An 18760-nucleotide genomic window follows, 5' to 3' on the forward strand; every position below is an offset into this window, starting at 1 on the left:
TTGTTGTTATCGAACTTATTATTCGGGCTTAAAGCGGATAATATCGTATGATTGGCGAAGATTTTCCGGCAAGTAAATTTGTGAAGTTGTAAAGTAAATATTTCCATCTTTATCTTCTGCAAATGAATCCGGCCAACGTACCAGATCATCTTGAACAACCTGAACAAGTTTACCATTGGCATCGATTTTATTGATAGAATTGTCTTCCAATCCACCTAACCAAAGGTTCCCTTTTTTATCAAACAGCATTCCATCGGTTGCCGGAATTGTCATTACTTTCTTTACTTCGATAGCAATTTGCTCATCTGAAAGTTGCTCGTTTACTAAAGTGGCAGTTGAGATTTTATACAAAGAATGACCTGATAGTGCACTATAGTACAGGTCTTTCCTGTCTGGGCTTAATGCAATTCCATCGGAATGCACACTATTTTTCCACTTGTGGCCATCACAAATTAAAGAGTCAACTTCATTCTCTGTTGAAGAATGATTGTCGAGCAATCTACGCGATTTTCCCGATTTCAAATCCAGCACAATGATAGCACCATTGCCCGAATCAGTCATGTAGGCAATTTCTTTACTGGTATCAATTCTAACATCATTAAAGTAAGAATTAGCAGTGAATACTCCTTTTGGGAATGCATATGCTTTCTCTTTTTGATTAGTTTTTAGATTGAATTGATACAAGATTGGACCGCTTTCCAAAACTCCTTTGAATTGAGGATTCTTTGTGTCTAAAATCCAAAGGCGATCTTTTTTATCAACGACTACCGATTGAATCGCAGTAAATGAATCTGGCTTGTCGCTGTCGTTCCAATTCGTGTTTGGGTAGGCAATCGCTTTGCCATCTATAATTTCAGCTACACTTACAGGTACCTTATCTGACCATTTTGGATAATTCACAAAAACTCGTCCTTCCTGACTTACTGCTACACCAGTCCATTGCAGCTCTGAGGAAGCAATTACATGAAGTTTGCTTTCTTTTACCTGCTTGGTATTTTGGCAGGCACCAAATGCGAAAAGAAGAACAATCAGTACTGTTTGGTTTATTTTTTTTGTCATATCTAAGTTTAAAGTTGATGATTAATACAAGTTAGTAAATCCTTACCTTTACCAATAAATTTATAGTTTTATATGGAAAATAATAGCTGCACTCCTAAGATAATCAACTACGATGGAAAGGAATATATTTGCTCTCTTGCATTTGCGCTTCGTTTAATTGGAGACAAATACAAGTCATTAATCCTTTTTCATTTAAAAGATGGCGAGATGCGGTCTGGTGAACTTCAGAAATCCATAGCTGGCCTATCAAATCGAATGTTCACTTTTTCGGTAAGAGCACTTGAGAACGATCTATTGGTGAGTCGGGAAGTGTATCCTGAAGTTCCACCTCATGTAGTTTATAAATTAACCGAGTCGGGCAAAGCAATAATCCCCATTATCCTTGAATTAGATGAATGGGGAAAAGCTTTTGCAAAGGATCATCACTTATACGCTCCTTGTGAATAATGCAATTCGTAGGAGTGAGAATATATTTCAAATACATTGCCAAAAGGATCTTCTACATAACACATGCGATAAGGTCTCTCTCCCGGATAGTATTCTCTGATTGGCATGCGTTGTTTTCCACCATGTTCAACAATTTTGGCAACCAATCCTTCTACGTCAGGATCCTGAATTGAGAAGTGAAACAGACCCGATTTGAATGGTTCAAATGTAGGTTTCTGTTCTTTGCTTTCTTTAAACTCAAACAATTCAAATCCTATCCGATCTGCGGTGGAAAGGTGGGCAATGCGAAATGTTCCCCATCCTTTGCCAAACACATCAATACACATTTCACCAATTGCAGTTTCATTTTCCTCAACAACCTCAGTAGGTGGCATAATAATATAAAAACCCATTACTTCGGTGTAAAATTCAACAGCTTTATCCAAATCCGGAACTGTGATTCCAATATGGGAAAAAGCTTTTGGGTACTCTTTTTTTCCTTCTTTCATATTTTTCTTTTTTGCATCAGCATTGGTCGATAAAAACAGACTAATGCTCATTATTAAAATTGCACTAACTTTTATAGTTATGCTTTTAAATTCTATACAATTTTAGTTTGATTTAACGACGCAAACAATATCTTACATGAATGATCCTTGGTTACATTGATGTGTTATATGTTGATTGATAGCTCATTACATAAGAGTTAAAATTCATTAAAGTTCATTGGGGATTAAATCAAAAAAAAACTGCCAATCGGTAAAGTTGGCAGTTTATATATCAAAGGCTTATGCTAGTGGCTCGAATTATCGAATAAAGTTGGTGTATATTTTCTTCTCCTGTACCGGAGCTTCTACCTTGTCTTTTCCCTGATCAATTAATTGCAATAGGTAAGCCATGTTTTTCCCTAAAACTCTCATAATTTGAACGCCTTCTTCATCTTGTAATGCTTCACCTGGAGTAGTTCCGTGAATCACATTCCAATAATTTGAGGTCGGAACCATCATTTCTGCATAGGTGATGTAATTGTTCAATTCGTTAAAAGTTGGTAATCCTCCCGAACGACGAACTGCCACAACCGAAGCACCAACTTTGTGGCGAAACAAGTTCCCATTTGCACCACTCACATAGAATGCCCGGTCTAAAAACGATTTCATATTTGCTCCCAAGGATGCAAAATGAACAGGTGAGCCAAGCAAAATGCCATCGGCTTCTTTCATTTTCTGAATCCAAATGTTTAGATCATCTCCTTTTAGCACACATTTTTCATCTTTATTTTTAGCGCATTGACCACAAGCGGTACAACCTTTTACTCCTTTGTTTCCAACATGCACGATCTCTGTTTCAATACCTTGCATTTCCAATTGCTCAGTTACCAATTTAAGGGCATGGTAAGTGTTTCCTTCTTTTTTCGGACTTCCATTAAATGCGACTACTTTCATATGTTTATAATTTTATGTTTTTGCCATATGGAACTTACCATGCTGGAATAATCATCCCTTTGTGTGTTAAAATCACTTTTGCATGGACGTTTCATTTTGTGAGATTTTTTTTTTATGATTTCAGATTCGTGATAAATTGAATTATGCACACCAATTGAAAGTGCAAAATAAGCAGGACCTGAATACTATTGTTTTAATAAAATGTTAATAGAATGAATCTATTGTAGGAATCTGATGTGATAAACAGAGTTCTTTTTATTCCAGTTTTATGCGATTCACTTTTAAACCTTCCGATTGAATGCCTCGGGCATATTTCACTGCCGATTTACCAAATATCATCACATAGCCAATTGTATGATCCTTTGGTATGCCAATTAATGTGCGTAATTCAGGATCGATATCATCAATGGCCCATTTTATCATTCCGTTCCAAAGTGTACCAATTCCATGCGAATTAGCTATCAGTTCAAAATAACTCAGTGTAATTAAGCAATCAGCCATTGGCGAAGCATCAATGGATGGGGCTGAAGCAATAATCATGTGTGGTGCATCCCTAAATATCACATCCACACCTTTGGTTTTCCATAATTTCTGATAGGAAAGCAGGAATTGAAATCGCTTCTCAAGTGTGCCGGTCTCTCTGGCATTTTTTAGTGAGTCGTAAACTTTTGATCGAAACAAATCTAAATCCTCTTTATTATCAATTAATGATATCAAAACAGCATTGTCATTGTGTCCTGTTGGTGCATGTGCCGCCGTTTCAATCAGCTCCTGAATTAATTCCTTGTCTACATTTTCCTTTTTGTATTTCCGGATTGAACGTCTGGTTTTTATCAATCTGCTGATTGTTTCCGGCTTTGGCATTTCATCACTTACCGAAACACTGTCTTCAGGTTTTTTTCCCAATATTGAAAGTGCCCCCGTAGGACAAATGGCTAAACAATGTTGGCATTTCAAGCAATTCTTCTCCTTTTCTCTTCGGATTACAGGCTTTGGATTCAATTCTATAATCCCAACCGGACAATCTTGAGCACAAAGACCGCATTCAATACATTTATCTTCCTCTATCTTAAAATCTAACATTGTTTGCAAGCTTATTGTTTGTAGGCAAAGGTAATTTTTCCAGAGAATTAATCCATAAAAGATTCAATGGGGAAGTGTCAATTCTGGTTTTTTATTTTACATTTGCATTTATATAAACTAGGGGTGCCTAACTTTAAGGCTGAGAACATACCCTTTACCTGATCAGGATAATGCCTGCGTAGGAAAGTAAAGAAAAGTCTACTTTTTTGGAGTAGGGCTGCCCCTGTTTATTACTATTATTCACTTAATAAACAGTAAAATGGAGCAAATTGTATCTGCAGGAATCGTCGATTCCTATTTTAAAAAACTCAAAGAAAATTTATCGGTTGATGTAGCAATTGTAGGAGGTGGACCTTCTGGATTGGTGGCATCCTATTATCTCGCCAAGAAAGGCTTTAAAGTTGCTTTGTATGAAAGCAAACTGGCTCCAGGTGGCGGCATGTGGGGTGGTGCTATGATGTTTAATGAAATAATGGTTCAGAAAGATGCATTGCATATTTTGAATGAATTAGGAGTTTCCTACCAACACTATCAGGATGACTATTATACACTTGATTCAGTACATGCAACCTCTGCATTAATTTATCATGCTACTCAGGCAGGCGTAAAAATCTTCAATTGTTCAGTTATCGAAGATGTGGTTTTTCAAAACGACAGAGTATGCGGTGTTGTTTTAAACTGGTCTCCGGTTCGCCGGGAAGGATTGCATGTAGATCCTTTGGTAATCATGGCAAAAGCGGTTGTGGATGGCACGGGTCACGATTGTGATATTGCACGAACATTGGAACGTAAAAATAATGTGAAGCTAAACACAAAAACAGGTAAGGTGATGGGTGAGTGTTCTTTATCCATTGATGAAGCGGAGCGCACTACTGTTGAGAACACCAAGGAAATTTATCCTGGACTATATGTGTCCGGCATGGCATCGAATGGTGTGAGTGGCGGATTTCGAATGGGACCTATTTTTGGGGGAATGCTTTTGTCCGGTGAAAAATTAGCGGGTTTAATTGCTGAAAATCTGAGTAAATAGGATGGAAGACTTTGGTTTATACATCATCATTACGAAAGCTCAAACGTCATACCGTTCCATTGCCGAATCGTGTGTTGAGCGAGGAGTAAAGATGTTACAGTTACGCGAAAAATTGATATCCGATAAGGAATTAATAAGGATTGGAAAGGAAATTAGAGCCATTACCATAGGGAGTGATACCCGTTTTGTGATGAATGATCGTGCAGATATTGCAGCAATTTGCGAAGCTGATTTTTTACATCTCGGACAAGATGATATGAGCATTGAAGAAGCTCGGAATATCGTTGGAGAGATGAAAATCGGTTTGTCAACTCATTCCATACAACAAGTGCAGGAAGCTCTGGTTCAGAGGCCTGATTACATAGGTTTTGGTCCCATATATCCTACCAATGCAAAAATAAAACCCGATCAACCCGTTGGTATTGATCAACTAAAGCAGGTGCTTGATATTGCTGCAGTTCCTGTGGTTGCCATAGGTGGGATTTTCCCCGAAAATATACAGACTATTCTCAGTGCAGGAGCTAAAAATATGGCCATGGTGCGACATTTTATGCAAACCGATCAGTTTGATGAAAGAGTTCTGGAGTATACTAATTTAATAAACAAGAAATAATGAATACACAAATAGAAAAAGCCAAAGAAGGCATTATCACAGCCGAAATGCATATCGTTGCAAAAAACGAAAAAGTTGAAGTTGAATGGTTGCGAAACGAGATTGCATTAGGTCGAATTGTAATTCCTAAAAACAAAAATCATGACTTTCCGGTTATTGCAATTGGTAATGGTTTGCGAACTAAGGTAAATGCAAACATGGGAACATCCGAAAAGCATTGCCATTTTGATGAGGAATTGGAAAAAATGAAAGTGGCCATTCACTATGGTGCTGATGCGATTATGGATTTGTCAACGGGTGGCGATTTGCACATCATTCTGCAACGAATTATTCAGGAATCATCAGTAATGGTTGGCACAGTGCCTATTTATGGTGTTGCTACACGCTTGCTGGCCGAAGGAAAAGAGATTAAAGAGCTCGATCCGGAAGATTTGTTTCGTGAAATTGAAATTCAGGCAAAAATGGGTGTCGATTTTATGACTTTGCACTGTGGAGTCACCAAAGTATCTCTTTCTTTTCTCGAGAATGATTCACGAGTATGCGGGATTGTAAGCCGTGGAGGCGCTTTACTGAAACGATGGATGAAAGAAAACGGCAAGGAAAATCCATTGTATGAACAATACGATCGAATTTTGGATATCTGCAAACAATACGATGTTACCATTAGTTTAGGCGATGGTTTGCGTCCGGGAGCAGGTGCTGATGCTACCGATCGTGCACAAGTTGCCGAGTTGTTGGTTTTAGGGGAATTGGTTGATCGTGCCAGAGACAAAGGCGTTCAGGTGATGGTAGAAGGGCCTGGTCACATGCCTTTGGATCAGATTGAAGCCAATATGAAGTTAATGAAAAGACTTTGTGGAGAAGCGCCGTTTTACGTGTTGGGCCCATTGGTTACCGATTCGGCTCCTGGATACGATCACATTGTGGGAGCAATTGGTGGTACTGTTGCTGCCATTCACGGAGCCGATTTTCTTTGCTATGTAACGCCAGCTGAGCATTTATGTTTGCCTGATGTAAAAGATGTAAAGGAAGGTGTAATTGCTAGTCGAATTGCCGCACATTCAGCCGATTTAGTCAATAATGTAGGAGGTGCCCGTGATCGGGATTTAACAATTTCGAAAGCACGTTACGATCTGGATTGGGAGAGTATGTTTCAGAATAGTATCGATCCGGAAATGGCCAGAAAGAGGAAAATGGAATCGGAGAGCAGCGAAGAGGATCACTGTACCATGTGCGGGAATTTATGTGCAGTTAAAAATGATAAAAGCATGTAGGGATGGAATATTTTTTGACAATTGCAGCTTCGGATAGCAGTGGTGGAGCAGGCATACAGCAAGATTGTAAAGTTGCACATGATTTGGGCTATTGGGCTCTTTCGGCACTTACGGGAATTACAGTTCAAAATTTTGAAAAAGTATTTTCTGTGGAGTCTGTAAATCCTGAATTGCTTCAATCTCAAATAGAAAAATTGTTACAATCATTTCCTGTTCGAACAGTTAAAATTGGCGCTATTTGTAGTCAAGAAAATCTGATGGTGATCTGCAATTGTTTACAGCAATTTCCGAAAATACATGTTGTTCTCGATCCTGTTTTGGCTTCTACAAGTGGAAAGGCTCTTTTCGATTCATCAGCATTGCATTTGCTAAAAGAGGAATTGTTCCCCTTGTGCGAACTGATTACTCCCAATAAACAGGAGTTTGAGTTGCTTGCAGATTGCAAGATCAATACTGTGGAAGAGGGAATTGAAATTGCAAAAGAAAAATCCAAAGAGTGGGGAACTGCTATTTTATTAAAAGGAGGTCACTTTACGGATGATAAAATTAGGGAAGCCTTAATTTGTAAGAGCGAAGTTTATCATTTTGAGAAGGAGAGAAAGAATTTTAAATATCAACATGGAACCGGCTGTACTTTGTCTACAGCCGTTTCATGCTTTCTCGGGGAAAATGAATCGGCCATAAATTCATGTCGCTTGGCTTCTGATTATTTAGACGAGCATTATTTCTCTTTGCAGAATCAATTTTAAAAACATCTGTTTTACTCCATATAAATGGGCATCTACTTGCGTGGATGCCCATTTTAGCAAAACACAAACCCCTCGGAGTTTCGAAAATGCCGATTTTAGTGACACACAAACCCCTCGGAGTTTCAAAAATGCCGATTTTAGTGACACGCAATGCTCATATTTTTTCGTGGATGTCCATTATTGGGGAACACAAGCCCTTCGGAGTTTTGAAAATGCTGATTTTAGTGACACACAACCCCTTCGGAGTTTCAAAAATGCCCATCTCGTGTGCTCTGTAAGTTCTGTATAATATGAAAACTTTCAATAATAGGATGTTAAATAATATTTCAAATGATTCAAACCGGGCGAAGAGTCTTTTTTTACCCCGTTAGCGGTCGATCCCGATGCATCGGGACTCACAGTGATTTGTTGTTTGGAGTGTTGGGTTTTGTTGGTGAGTTTCGTGTTTGAAAGCGCCGTGAGAGATGATACCTCGTCAGCGGTCGCAGATCCCTGACGGTGGTTTGTTGGTGTTTGATGGTGAAAGAACGCGATACAATCGCGCACCATCATTTGTCGTTTGGCTTCTGATTATTTAGACGAGCATTATTCCTCTTTGCAGAATAAATTCTGACGATTATTGAAAAATAAAATGCCCAAACCGATGAGGTTTGGGCATTTATATAGTAAGAATAGGTTTTATTACTCGCCTTCAATTTCAGCAATAATCTCTAGAGCATGATCTCGCAACGGTTTGTATTTGAGATACCATATAGTAAAGCCAATAATTAATGCAAGAGTAAAAAATGCACCAAAATAGATCTGGAAAGTTAATAGGTCTACTTTATTGGTGGAATTTATACTAAAACCGATATCCATTAATACAAGTGCAAGAATTACCCATACGTCTTTTGGTCGAATGGGTTGATATCTGGATGCTGCATTTTTCAACATTGTAAGAGTTGGTAATGAATAATCAGCATTTTTGTATTCGTTTTGATATTTACCTAAAAAGATGAGGAAAATTACAAATGAACTTATAATTGTTAGTCCTGCAATGAGGTCCATTATGTCTTTGGAAATAAGATAGATAACGATTGTCAATATCACATAGATAGGAATAAACGTCCGATACACAATCTTAAGTGCTTTAAAGATACTGGCGTATCTAGAATCTTCTTTTATGAGATTACTCATTAAGTGATCCATATTTATTTTTTCGCTGTTATTTTTACTTAAGCTCATGAGTACCTCCTGTCAATTTAGTTTTTAGTTGTGTTTTAATGCGATGTATTTTAACCTTCACATTGGGTTCGTTTATGCCTATGATATCAGCAATGTCTTTCATGCTTAATCCTTCAAGAAGTAGAGAGATTAAGGTTTTGTCGATAACCGATAGCATATTGAGTTCGTTCTGAAGCTGATTAAATTGGCTTTCTTCTTTTTGCTTATTTTTCAAATCTTCATCATCGAGAATGGAACTCAGGTTCTGTGTATCGGTGTTTACCATCAGTTTCATTTGCTTGAAGGCTTTGCCCGTAAAGCTTAATGATGTATTAACAGCAACGCGGTAAATCCATGTGCTAATCGCTGAATTACCCTTAAAATTGTCCAGACTCTTCCAGATATTAATCAGCACCTCCTGGTACATATCTTTCTGATCTTCTGTATTTGAATTGTAGTAAGAGCAAATTCGATGTATGCGTTCACTATTTTCTGACAGAAGCTGATTGAATTGATCTTCTTTTTTCAATGTGTGTGAATTTTAAATTGTTACCCGTGTAGCTATTAACAGTACGGGGCAAACTGGCGTTTGTTTTTCGCCACGCACATAGCGAAATTTTATTGTTTTGATTTGTTTTTTCTTTTCCAGGGCAAAATCCATAAGATTTTGCGACTTAATAAATATACACAAGCCTTCGGTTAAGCCTGAAGCCCGTATCGTTTATAGGTTTTGCGTTGGTGTAAAGAGCGATAACACTGATACCTAACGAACCGCTGTATACGAGACCCGTACGTACAGTGGTTTGAGAGGTTCTCCGCTAGGTTAATAATCTAGCGGCTACTCGACTGTGAAATGTTTTTTCTCGCCTCAATTCCGATTCTACTTTTACACAAATTTTTTCAATTCCGTTTTTTAGGTCTGAGTGAGGTTCATTTGCGCACCCCTTACAATTCTATTTACATTATAACGTTCTCTAATTAATTTCATTTTGGGTTAGTCCGCTAGAAATTTCAAGAAGTATTTCTTGTAAATCACCTGTATCAAACAAGGCAAAAGCATCGTATTTTAGAGATAATTGAGTGCCATCTTCTTGAAAAAAAATTGTTAATTCCATCGGCATATTCTTACCGTAAAAAGTCCATGTTGTACCTGGTTTTTTTAATACAATTGTATCCTTCTCATTTTTATTAATACTGTAACCATGTCTACTAAGGAAGCTGATGCACTCATCCTTTTCCAATGATTTATTGATAATATTGGTCTTTGGTTTCATATTCTAAATAGTTTTAAATTTTTCTTTTTCAAAATGTTTTACAATTATTTAGTAAGAGGATGTAAGGATAGTTACACTTTTACATGCATTATTTTTATTTTTTTTGAATTTATTCAATCTCAAACCCATTGTAAGTTTCAAATTTCCAGATCTCAATTACCTTCTTAATAGGCAATTCGTAAGGTTTGTAGTTTCGATTCGAGGATACCAAAAGAAGAGTCTGGTTTTTCTCCAATTGCTTGTACACTACTTTAAAGACGATCCCATCTTCAAGTGTTACTATAATGCAGGGAGTGCCATCTTTAATTAGTTCCCAGTTTTGAATAAAGGAAGCAGTAACCCATGCACCTTCGGGAATTGGCAGCATTGAATCTCCTGCAATTTGAAAAGTGCGGTAAGTTTTATCTTTGGGTAGAAAGGGAAGCGAGAATTTGGGCAATGAGCCAATAAACTCCAAATCGCCGTAACTACTTGTGTAACCCGCCTGTGCTTTTAAAGGAACCATTTCGATGTTTTCTTCGCCATCACGATCGACGGATATGGTAAGCAGTCGTAATTTTTTACCGGTAACATCAATATCGAATCCATCTTCTATCTGCGAAAGCTGAAATTCTGATAATTCCTGCAAATTATAGCGCAGCAATGCATCTATTGATACACCAAAGTACTCCGCGAATTTAATCAGCACTTTAAATGGTGGCTGAACACTCTTTTCATATCCTGCCAAAGTTGTCCTGGTAATGCCCAGTTGCTCAGATAAACTAAGCTGTGATTTCTTCCTCCTCTGGCGAAGGAACTTGATATTTTCTGCAAAAAACATAGCTTCTTTTTTTCAAAGATAGCAATAAATGACTAAATTATAGTCAGGAAAATGACGAAAATATCGACAAGCTGTGAGGAGAACAATATTACATATGGATTTGGATACTTTTTTTGTATCCTGTGAGCGGCTTTTAGACAGTCGATTGAATAATCGGCCGGTACTGATTGGAGGAACATCAGACAGGGGTGTTGTGGCCGCCTGTAGTTACGAAGCGCGTGTGTATGGCATTCATTCTGCCATGCCGATGAAGATGGCCCGGCTATTATGTCCGGATGCTGTTGTGATAAGAGGAGATAGCGGGACTTACAGTAAGTTTTCCGATATGGTGACTGAAATTGTAAAGGAGAGTGCACCTATTTTTGAGAAATCATCGATAGATGAGTTTTACGTGGATATTACCGGAATGGATCGTTTTGTTCAGACCAGTTATTTGTGGTCTCGGGAATTACGAGAGAAGATTTTAAAAGAGACACATTTACCCATTTCTTTTGGACTTTCGACCAGTAAAACAGTTTCGAAGGTGGGGACAGGAGAGGCCAAGCCCAATAATCACATCGAAATTCCGGAAGGAAACGAAATGCCTTTTTTGGCACCACTTTCCATAAAGAAAATACCCATGGTAGGTGATAAAACCTATCACAAGCTGCGAAGTATGGGTATCGAAAAGATTCGAACCGTACAGGAAATGCCCATGGAGCTGATGGAACGTGTATTGGGTAAAAATGGAACGGTAATTTGGAAAAAGGCACAAGGAATTGATACTACTCCTGTGGTAGCTTGGAGCGAGCGAAAATCCATTTCCAGCGAGCGCACTTTCGAGAAGGATACCACCGATGTGGCAAAACTACGTAGTCTTTTGGTGGCTATGGCCGAAAATATGTGTTATCAGCTGCGGAATGAGAACAAACTAACTGCTTGTGTGTCGATTAAGATCAGGTACTCCGATTTTCAGACTTATACCAAACAAAGGCGAATACCCTACACATCTTTAGATCACACGCTCATCGCAACAGTGCTCGATTTGTTTGATAAAATATATGACCGTAGAGTACTGATTCGATTGATTGGCGTTCGCTTTAGTTATTTGGTGGGTGGAACTTATCAAATTCGTCTGTTCGAGGATTCCGAGAAGCTGATAAAACTCTATCAGGCAATGGATCATGTGCGAAATCGTTACGGACAAGGTGCTGTGAAACGTGCCATTGGTATGGACTCAAAAACCATTGGTGGCATGAATCCTTTCAATGGTCAAGCACCAACTATTCCTGCAATTGGTAAGCCGTAATTGGATGTGCTCCTTATTGAGGATGAATAGCAAAGAATCTTCGTTTATCCTCAAAGGGGGTTAAATAAGAAAATAGGAGTTTGATGAAATAAAGAAAAGTTCACTTTAGTGTGTTTAATATAAGGTTTCGTGGACTTTTAATATCTTTTCGTCAACGGTATAGTCTTGATTATTCCAGCATTCTGAAGACGATGAATGAGAATTATAAATTAATAATGATGAATTAAGAATTTACTGTAATTTTTATTTACCCCAAACCCCTAAAGGGGCTTAAAAAGAATTCCGAAATTTAAATTAATAAGGGAAAGTCCCCTTTAGGGGCCCCGAAAGCTTTCGGGGTAGGGGTGATAATTAGTGATTTTTTGACTGTTCGACTGTTCGACTGTTTGACTTTCGACTGTTCGACCTTTCAAGACTTTTCCAGACTCTTAGACCCTTCTAGACTTTCTATACTTTATAAGCATGCTTTTAAATTGTCATTCATATTACAGTTTTAAATACGGAACACTTTCTGTTGAAGATCTTTTAAAAGAGCTTACTGCGGGAGGATTCACGACTATTGCCTTAACGGATATCAATAATACAGCGGCAAGTCTCGATTTTGTAAGGCGATGCAAGGAGTTTGGTATTCGGCCTGTGGTAGGTGTTGACTTTCGAAACGGAGTACAACAGCAATATGTTGCAATTGCTAAAAATGCTGATGGATTTCGTGAAATCAATGAGTTCCTGACAGCTCATTTGCATGAAAAGAAAGAATTCTCATTCTGCGCGCCTGATTTTAAGTATGCCTATGTCGTTTATCCTTTCACTTCAGAACTTCGGGATTTGAAGGAAAATGAATATGTGGGTGTGAGTCCAAAGGATTTAATTCGTTTGCCGTTTACTGTGTGGAAAAACCATCAGCAGAAGTTGGTCGTTTTGCAAACAGCAAGCTTTTGCAACAAACGCGATTACAACATTCATCGTTTGTTGCGGGCCATTGATAAGAATACCTTACTAAGCAAACTGCCCAAGTCTGAACAAGCTGATTTTGAAGATCAATACCGAAGTAGAAGTGAACTCTTGGAGATTTATAAGGAATATCCGAAGGTAATAGAGAACACCGAAAACCTGTTGAACTCTTGCAGTATGGAGTTTGAGTTCGGCACCAATAAAAACAAAAAGCGTTTTACTACTTCCGAAGAGGCAGATTTTGATTTGTTGAAAGGGGCGGCTTTCGCCGGATTAAGCTATCGTTACGATCAGGTGACTGATGAGATTTTGGATCGTTTGAATAAGGAATTGAAAGTAATTCGGGAATTGAATTTCTGTTCCTATTTTCTGATTAATTGGGATCTGGTAAAATACTCCATGAGCAGGGGGTATTACCATGTAGGACGAGGAAGTGGAGCCAATAGTTTGGTTGCTTACCTTCTGAGAATTACTAATGTTGACCCGGTTGATCTGGATCTTTACTTTGAGCGGTTTATCAATCCATTCCGAACATCACCACCCGATTTTGATATTGATTTTTCATGGACCGACAGAGATGACGTAACCCGGTATCTGTTTGATAAATATGGTTGGGATCGTGTGGTTCTGTTGGGTACTTTTATCACTTTTAACCACAAATCCGCCTTTCGGGAAATTGGTAAAGTATTTGGTTTACCCGATGAAGAAATAACCCGGCTGCAAAGGAATCCAAATCCAGCAGAAGCTGATGAATATGGCAAATGGGTGATTCGTTACAGTCAGTATATTGAAGGATTTCCAAGTCATGGCAGTATCCACTCAAGTGGTATTCTGATAGCAGATGAACCAGTAAGCAATTATTCGGCAACCGAGCTCAAGCCTAAAGGTTTCCCTTCCACTCAGTTCGACATGTATATTGCTGAAGATTTGGGCTTGCATAAATTTGATATTCTGAGTCAGAGAGGATTGGGTAAAATTAAAGACACGCTTGCCATTATCAAGCAAAATCATGGCATTGATATCGACATTCACAACACCAAATTGTATATGGAAGATGTGCGGGTGAAGCGCATGTTGAAGAAAGGGGAAGCGATTGGTTGTTTTTATGTGGAATCGCCGGCCATGCGTATGCTTTTAACCAAACTAAAGGCCGAGGATTACAAGCGATTGGTGGCTGCCAGTTCCATTATTAGGCCTGGAGTGGCTAAGAGCGGTATGATGCGCGAGTACATTCTTCGTTTTCAGGATGAAAAAAGAAGGGAAGAGGCAAGGCGTGAAATTCCCGAATTGTATAAAATTTTGGAAGAAACCTACGGTGTAATGGTTTATCAGGAAGATGTGATTAAAGTAGCGCATTATTTTGCCGGTTTATCGCTCGACGAAGCAGATGTTTTGCGCAGAGGAATGTCCTGGAAGTTTAAGCAACGCAATGAGTTTGCTAAAGTTAGAGGCAAGTTCTTCTCCAATTGCAAGCAAAAAGGCTATGTCGATTCTATTGTTCAGGATATTTGGCGACAAATTGAGAGTTTTGCCAATTATGCTTTTGCAAAAGGGCACTCGGCCAGTTATGCTGTAGAGAGTTTTCAGGCGCTGTACTTAAAAGCTTATTATCCTTTGGAATATATGGTGGCAACCTTGAATAATGGCGGTGGCTTTTATTCTGCTCAGCTTTATTTGCACGAAGCAATTATGCATGGAGCAAGGGTTGAAGCACCTTGTGTCAATCAAAGTTCTTGGGAGAATAGAATTCAGGGAAGAACCATTTGGTTGGGCTTTTATTTGTTGCGCGATTTGGAACGAACAACAGGAAAAGACCTGATTAGAGAACGGAATGAGAATGGAGTGTTTACAAGCTTGCGCGATTTTGTGAAGCGATTTCCAGTTAGTCTGGAGCAATTGATTATCCTGATTCGGGCAGGAGCTTTTCGCTTTACAGGGAAAGACAAAAAAGAATTGCTTTGGGATGCTCATTATCTAATGGGAAACAGCAAAAAGACCAAACCTGAAAAAACATTATTCCAGACCGAAGTAAAAGAATTCAAGCTTCCGGAACTATGGAAACATAAATTAGAAGATGCTTTTGATGAAATTGAACTGCTGGGTTTATCCATACAGTCGCCTTTCGAATTGCTGAAAGATGAACTTGCATCCGATTTAAAGGCATGTCATTTGCCTCAACTGATTGGTCGTTACATCCGCATCGTAGGCTATCTTATTCATCGGAAGCCAACCAAGGCAAGTAATGGTAAGATCATGTATTTTGGAACCTGGATCGATTTGGATGGGCATTGGTTGGATACGATTCATTTTCCACCTGTTGCCAAAGACTATCCATTTCGTGGGCCGGGTTGCTACTGCATCGAAGGAAAAGTAACAGAGGAATACGGATTTATCAGTGTTGAAGTCAGTAAAATGGAGAGAATGCGGAATTTGAGCTTAGAAGAGGTGACGAAATAATTATGAATTACTAATTATAAATTAAGAATTAAAAAAGAGAAGGATGATATGGAACCCCGTCAGGGGTTTTTATCCCTGACAGCGGTGTTAAGTATTGAAATAATTACGAATTAGCAAAGATATAAAACATGTTCTTCTTATCCCCAGGCTAAAGCCACAGGGCAATACATTCGATTATTGTTATTTTAACCTTTAAGATACCCCAAACCCCTAAAGGGGCTTAAAAAGAATACCGAAATTAAAATTAAGAAGGGGAAAGTCCCCTTTAGGGGATTTAGGGGTAAAGTAGTGACCTTTTGACTGTTCGACCGTTCGACTTTTCAAGACCCTTTTCTAATCAACTTTTTATTGATTTAACTAATTATGAATTTAAAAAAGAGAAGGAAGATCTGGAACCCTGTCAGTGGTTTTTATCCCTGACGGCGGTGTTAAATATTGAAATAATTACGAATTCCCAAAGAGAAAGAAGACATCCTTTTTATCCCCGGGCTAAAGCCACAGGGCAATACATTCGATTATTGTTATTTTAAGACTGTTCGACTTTTCAAGACCCTTTTCTAATCAACTTTTTATTGATTTAACTAATTATGAATTTAAAAAAGAGAAGGAAGATCTGGAACCCCGTCAGTGGTTTTTATCCCTGACGGCGGTGTTAAATATTGAAATAATTACGAATTCCCAAAGAGGAAAGAAGATATCCTTTTTATCCTCGGGCTAAAGCCACAGGGCAATACATTAGATTATTGTTATTTTAAGTATTTTGACCTTCAAGATATCCCAAACCCCTAAAGGGGCTTAAAAAGAATACCGAAATTAAAATTAAGAAGGGGAAAGTCCCCTTTAGGGGCCCCGAAAGCTTTCGGGGTAGGGGTAAGTAGTGACTCTTTGACTGTTCGACTGTTCGACTGTTCGACTGTTCGACTGTTCGACCGTTGGACTGTTCGACTGTTCGACTGTTGGACTGTTTGACTTTTCAAGCCCCTTTTCTAATCAACTCTTTATTGATTGCTTTAACTAATGCAGGTCCTTCATAAATAAATCCGGAGTAGATCTGTACAAGAGAGGCTCCTGCATCCAGTTTTTCCAAAGCATCTTCTTTTGTCATGATGCCGCCAACGCCGATAATTGGTATTTTCCCGCCAGATTTTTCATGGATGTAACGAATCACTTGGGAGGAACGCTCTCGAAGCGGCTGACCGCTTAATCCACCGGCACCTATCTTTTTAATTTCACTTTCCGAATACGATAATCCTTCACGGGATATTGTTGTGTTGGTTGCAACAATTCCGTCAATCGCAGTTTCCTTAACAACTTCAATAATATCATCCAATTGTGATTCATTTACATCAGGAGCAATCTTTAAAAGTACAGGTTTGCATTTCGATTTACTTCTATTCAAATCCATAATTTCATTCAAGAGCTTCATTAAAGGCTCTTTCCCTTGTAATTCTCTCAGGTTTGGAGTGTTGGGAGAACTTACATTCACTACAAAATAATCGACATAAGGATATAAAGCAGCAAAACACTTTAAGTAATCATCAGTAGCTTCTTCGTTAGGCGTGTTTTTATTTTTACCGATATTTCCACCAATTATTACATTGGTTCTTTTCTTGCGTAATCGTTTAACAGCCTCTTCAACACCTTCGTTATTAAACCCCATTCGGTTCACCAATGCTTTATCATCAACAAAACGAAATAAACGAGGTTTTGGATTTCCTGACTGTCCTTTTGGAGTCAGTGTGCCAATTTCAATGAAACCAAAGCCCATACTTCCTAAAAAGTCAAAAGCTTCTGCATTTTTATCCAGTCCAGCAGCTAAACCAACCGGATTTGGAAATTTTAAGCCAAAAAGTTCCCTTTCTAACGAAGCGTCTTTAATACTAAACTGAGCAGAAACTAAAGACCGAATAAATTTAGATTTCTGAGATAACTTGAAACAAGTAAATGTAAATCGGTGAATACCTTCAGGATCGAACTGAATTAAAAGTGGACGTATAAATAATCGGTATAAACTCATTTTTTATCATATTTTAGGCAAAGATAAAAGGATTATTAAAATAAAAAGAGTTTTAAGTCTTATTCTATTCCGGCAATCGGAAATCTTTGATGTTTTTTTCAAAAAAAAGAAATAGATAGAATAGAAACCATTTTAATTTGATGCTCTTATTGCTGTGAAAACAGAGTTGTTATCAACATAAGTTTTGTTTTTGTTGATATTTGATTAATTTTGTAGTCGATTTTAAATTATCAACATAAATTTTAATGCAAAATTAGTAAATGGTAAAACTTTACAGCGATAATGTAATGAAAAATGAAATGGAAAGCTGGTTAAAATCATCAGCAGGCAAATTTAATGAAATCTATACGGGAAGTCATTGTGCTGCAAGAAAGAGGTGTTTACTTGTTGTTTTGCAAGTATTATTTGGTTTGATAGCGATTACATCTGCAATTCTTTTAGTTAGTGCAAACTATATTGATATAAATAAACTACTTGGATCTGAATTGGGACTTGTTGTCGTTCAGGGGATTGCAAATGTAAATCCAACATATTTGAACACGATTTGTATGACCGCTACGGTATTGTCTTTGTTAATATTGTGGTTAATGAGGATGATTAGAGTTAGTAATAAGCATATCGCAGAATTTTACTACTTTTGGGATAAGCATATTGAATCTGGCAGAAAATTATTAAAAGAAAACCAGTAATTAATTCCAAGAGATAAGATAGTGTAAGCTGTTGTAGTACTAAATTTTACGCTCTTTGCGAGTTGTGAATAGGCAAAAACAAACTATGAAAACATTAAAAGAAATCCATCTAAATCAGTTTCAGCTTAATATTTTATTAGACGAAGAGGAGAAAGAAGCCTATCGTTATATCGTACAAGAGGGCACCTACTGTGTTCATTGTAAAGATGTATGCATTGAAGGAGTTGAAGTAAGGGAAAATATTCTTAATGATATGAATGATATTTTAATTAAAGGAGTTTGTAAAAAGTGTGAAGGATACGTAAGTCGTTTTATTGAATATGGAGAGTTCGGAGATTTTGTTGAAAGAGCCAACTCATTTCGAAAGGCAATAGGAGAATAAAAC

Annotated in this window: 18 protein-coding genes and 1 riboswitch; of the genes, 9 read left to right on the forward strand and 9 right to left on the reverse strand. The window is 37.9% G+C overall.

Features of this window, described 5'->3' with window-relative positions:
- Positions 1–18: 18 nt before the first annotated feature.
- Positions 19–1059, reverse strand: coding sequence for an SMP-30/gluconolactonase/LRE family protein (locus ALGA_RS19260; RefSeq protein ID WP_096432023.1), 1041 nt, complete (start codon positions 1057–1059; stop codon positions 19–21).
- A gap of 72 nt (positions 1060–1131) precedes the next feature.
- On the opposite strand from ALGA_RS19260, the gene ALGA_RS19265 reads away from it, so the two are divergent.
- Positions 1132–1506: a winged helix-turn-helix transcriptional regulator gene (locus ALGA_RS19265; protein WP_096432024.1), complete on the forward strand. Its 375-nt coding sequence runs from the start codon at positions 1132–1134 to the stop codon at positions 1504–1506.
- Here the strand turns inward: ALGA_RS19265 and ALGA_RS19270 are convergent.
- From ALGA_RS19270 to ALGA_RS19280, 3 genes are all read right to left on the reverse strand, one after another.
- Positions 1482–1994: a lactoylglutathione lyase family protein gene (locus ALGA_RS19270; RefSeq protein WP_096433772.1), complete on the reverse strand. Its 513-nt coding sequence runs from the start codon at positions 1992–1994 to the stop codon at positions 1482–1484. The genes ALGA_RS19265 and ALGA_RS19270 overlap by 25 nt on opposite strands.
- 297 nt (positions 1995–2291) lie before the next feature.
- The gene (locus ALGA_RS19275) at positions 2292–2927 is read right to left on the reverse strand and encodes a flavodoxin family protein (RefSeq protein WP_096432026.1); all 636 of its coding nucleotides are present in this window, start codon (positions 2925–2927) and stop codon (positions 2292–2294) included.
- Between the two features lie 255 nt (positions 2928–3182).
- On the reverse strand, positions 3183–4010 hold the full coding sequence (locus tag ALGA_RS19280; protein WP_096432028.1) for a nitroreductase family protein: 828 nt from the start codon (positions 4008–4010) through the stop codon (positions 3183–3185).
- Positions 4011–4119: 109 nt separating this feature from the next.
- A riboswitch (TPP riboswitch) is annotated at positions 4120–4212 on the forward strand.
- A 57-nt stretch (positions 4213–4269) separates the two neighbouring features.
- Between ALGA_RS19280 and ALGA_RS19285 the strand changes: the two genes are divergently transcribed.
- Genes ALGA_RS19285 through thiD form a run of 4 tightly spaced genes read left to right on the forward strand, consistent with a single transcriptional unit; the run spans position 4270 to position 7676 of the window.
- Entirely contained in the window at positions 4270–5040 is a 771-nt protein-coding gene (locus ALGA_RS19285) for a sulfide-dependent adenosine diphosphate thiazole synthase (protein WP_096432030.1), read from the forward strand.
- 1 nt (position 5041) lies between these two features.
- Positions 5042–5653 (forward strand): thiamine phosphate synthase, encoded by a 612-nt coding sequence (thiE, locus tag ALGA_RS19290; protein ID WP_096432032.1) that lies wholly within the window; start codon positions 5042–5044, stop codon positions 5651–5653.
- Positions 5653–6927 (forward strand): phosphomethylpyrimidine synthase ThiC, encoded by a 1275-nt coding sequence (thiC, locus tag ALGA_RS19295; protein ID WP_096432034.1) that lies wholly within the window; start codon positions 5653–5655, stop codon positions 6925–6927. The genes thiE and thiC overlap by 1 nt, the downstream gene beginning before the upstream one ends.
- Before the next feature lie 2 nt (positions 6928–6929).
- Positions 6930–7676: a bifunctional hydroxymethylpyrimidine kinase/phosphomethylpyrimidine kinase gene (gene thiD / locus ALGA_RS19300; RefSeq protein ID WP_096432036.1), complete on the forward strand. Its 747-nt coding sequence runs from the start codon at positions 6930–6932 to the stop codon at positions 7674–7676.
- A gap of 681 nt (positions 7677–8357) precedes the next feature.
- Here the strand turns inward: thiD and ALGA_RS19310 are convergent.
- The 4 genes from ALGA_RS19310 to ALGA_RS19325 all read right to left on the reverse strand — a co-directional run bounded on the left by ALGA_RS19310 (position 8358) and on the right by ALGA_RS19325 (position 10973).
- Positions 8358–8852 (reverse strand): hypothetical protein, encoded by a 495-nt coding sequence (locus ALGA_RS19310; protein WP_145957683.1) that lies wholly within the window; start codon positions 8850–8852, stop codon positions 8358–8360.
- 34 nt (positions 8853–8886) lie between these two features.
- Positions 8887–9408: an RNA polymerase sigma factor gene (locus tag ALGA_RS19315; RefSeq protein ID WP_096432042.1), complete on the reverse strand. Its 522-nt coding sequence runs from the start codon at positions 9406–9408 to the stop codon at positions 8887–8889.
- A gap of 445 nt (positions 9409–9853) precedes the next feature.
- Positions 9854–10153 carry a hypothetical protein gene (locus ALGA_RS19320; protein WP_096432044.1) on the reverse strand — a complete coding sequence of 100 codons (300 nt, stop codon included), beginning with the start codon at positions 10151–10153 and terminating at the stop codon, positions 9854–9856.
- Between the two features lie 109 nt (positions 10154–10262).
- Positions 10263–10973 carry an XRE family transcriptional regulator gene (locus ALGA_RS19325; RefSeq protein WP_096432046.1) on the reverse strand — a complete coding sequence of 237 codons (711 nt, stop codon included), beginning with the start codon at positions 10971–10973 and terminating at the stop codon, positions 10263–10265.
- A gap of 73 nt (positions 10974–11046) precedes the next feature.
- Between ALGA_RS19325 and dinB the strand changes: the two genes are divergently transcribed.
- Complete coding sequence (gene dinB, locus ALGA_RS19330) at positions 11047–12261, forward strand: DNA polymerase IV (protein ID WP_096432048.1); 1215 nt, start codon at positions 11047–11049, stop codon at positions 12259–12261.
- 462 nt (positions 12262–12723) lie between these two features.
- Complete coding sequence (locus ALGA_RS19335; RefSeq protein WP_096432050.1) at positions 12724–15669, forward strand: DNA polymerase III subunit alpha; 2946 nt, start codon at positions 12724–12726, stop codon at positions 15667–15669.
- 973 nt (positions 15670–16642) lie between these two features.
- Here the strand turns inward: ALGA_RS19335 and ALGA_RS19340 are convergent.
- The gene (locus ALGA_RS19340) at positions 16643–17686 is read right to left on the reverse strand and encodes a quinone-dependent dihydroorotate dehydrogenase (RefSeq protein WP_096432052.1); all 1044 of its coding nucleotides are present in this window, start codon (positions 17684–17686) and stop codon (positions 16643–16645) included.
- 260 nt (positions 17687–17946) lie between these two features.
- Here ALGA_RS19340 and ALGA_RS19345 point away from each other — a divergent pair, with 260 nt between their 5' ends.
- Both ALGA_RS19345 and ALGA_RS19350 read left to right on the forward strand, forming a co-directional pair.
- A complete protein-coding gene (locus tag ALGA_RS19345; protein WP_096432053.1) occupies positions 17947–18375 on the forward strand; it encodes a hypothetical protein in 429 nt (142 codons plus the stop codon).
- 85 nt (positions 18376–18460) lie between these two features.
- The gene (locus ALGA_RS19350) at positions 18461–18757 is read left to right on the forward strand and encodes a hypothetical protein (RefSeq protein WP_096432055.1); all 297 of its coding nucleotides are present in this window, start codon (positions 18461–18463) and stop codon (positions 18755–18757) included.
- The last annotated feature ends 3 nt before the right edge of the window (positions 18758–18760 follow it).

It is taken from the genome of Labilibaculum antarcticum (assembly GCF_002356295.1).
Classification (GTDB): Bacteria; Bacteroidota; Bacteroidia; order Bacteroidales; family Marinifilaceae; genus Labilibaculum; species Labilibaculum antarcticum.

Bases quoted from the DNA above. Each gene is read 5' to 3' on its own strand.
- ALGA_RS19260 (WP_096432023.1), bottom strand. From the start codon at position 1,059: ATGACAAAAAAAATAAACCAAACAGTACTGATTGTTCTTCTTTTCGCA.
- ALGA_RS19265 (WP_096432024.1), top strand. From the start codon at position 1,132: ATGGAAAATAATAGCTGCACTCCTAAGATAATCAACTACGATGGAAAG.
- ALGA_RS19270 (WP_096433772.1), bottom strand. From the start codon at position 1,994: ATGAAAGAAGGAAAAAAAGAGTACCCAAAAGCTTTTTCCCATATTGGA.
- ALGA_RS19275 (WP_096432026.1), bottom strand. From the start codon at position 2,927: ATGAAAGTAGTCGCATTTAATGGAAGTCCGAAAAAAGAAGGAAACACT.
- ALGA_RS19280 (WP_096432028.1), bottom strand. From the start codon at position 4,010: ATGTTAGATTTTAAGATAGAGGAAGATAAATGTATTGAATGCGGTCTT.
- ALGA_RS19285 (WP_096432030.1), top strand. From the start codon at position 4,270: ATGGAGCAAATTGTATCTGCAGGAATCGTCGATTCCTATTTTAAAAAA.
- thiE (WP_096432032.1), top strand. From the start codon at position 5,042: ATGGAAGACTTTGGTTTATACATCATCATTACGAAAGCTCAAACGTCA.
- thiC (WP_096432034.1), top strand. From the start codon at position 5,653: ATGAATACACAAATAGAAAAAGCCAAAGAAGGCATTATCACAGCCGAA.
- thiD (WP_096432036.1), top strand. From the start codon at position 6,930: ATGGAATATTTTTTGACAATTGCAGCTTCGGATAGCAGTGGTGGAGCA.
- ALGA_RS19310 (WP_145957683.1), bottom strand. From the start codon at position 8,852: ATGAGTAATCTCATAAAAGAAGATTCTAGATACGCCAGTATCTTTAAA.
- ALGA_RS19320 (WP_096432044.1), bottom strand. From the start codon at position 10,153: ATGAAACCAAAGACCAATATTATCAATAAATCATTGGAAAAGGATGAG.
- ALGA_RS19325 (WP_096432046.1), bottom strand. From the start codon at position 10,973: ATGTTTTTTGCAGAAAATATCAAGTTCCTTCGCCAGAGGAGGAAGAAA.
- ALGA_RS19335 (WP_096432050.1), top strand. From the start codon at position 12,724: ATGCTTTTAAATTGTCATTCATATTACAGTTTTAAATACGGAACACTT.
- ALGA_RS19340 (WP_096432052.1), bottom strand. From the start codon at position 17,686: ATGAGTTTATACCGATTATTTATACGTCCACTTTTAATTCAGTTCGAT.
- ALGA_RS19345 (WP_096432053.1), top strand. From the start codon at position 17,947: ATGGTAAAACTTTACAGCGATAATGTAATGAAAAATGAAATGGAAAGC.
- ALGA_RS19350 (WP_096432055.1), top strand. From the start codon at position 18,461: ATGAAAACATTAAAAGAAATCCATCTAAATCAGTTTCAGCTTAATATT.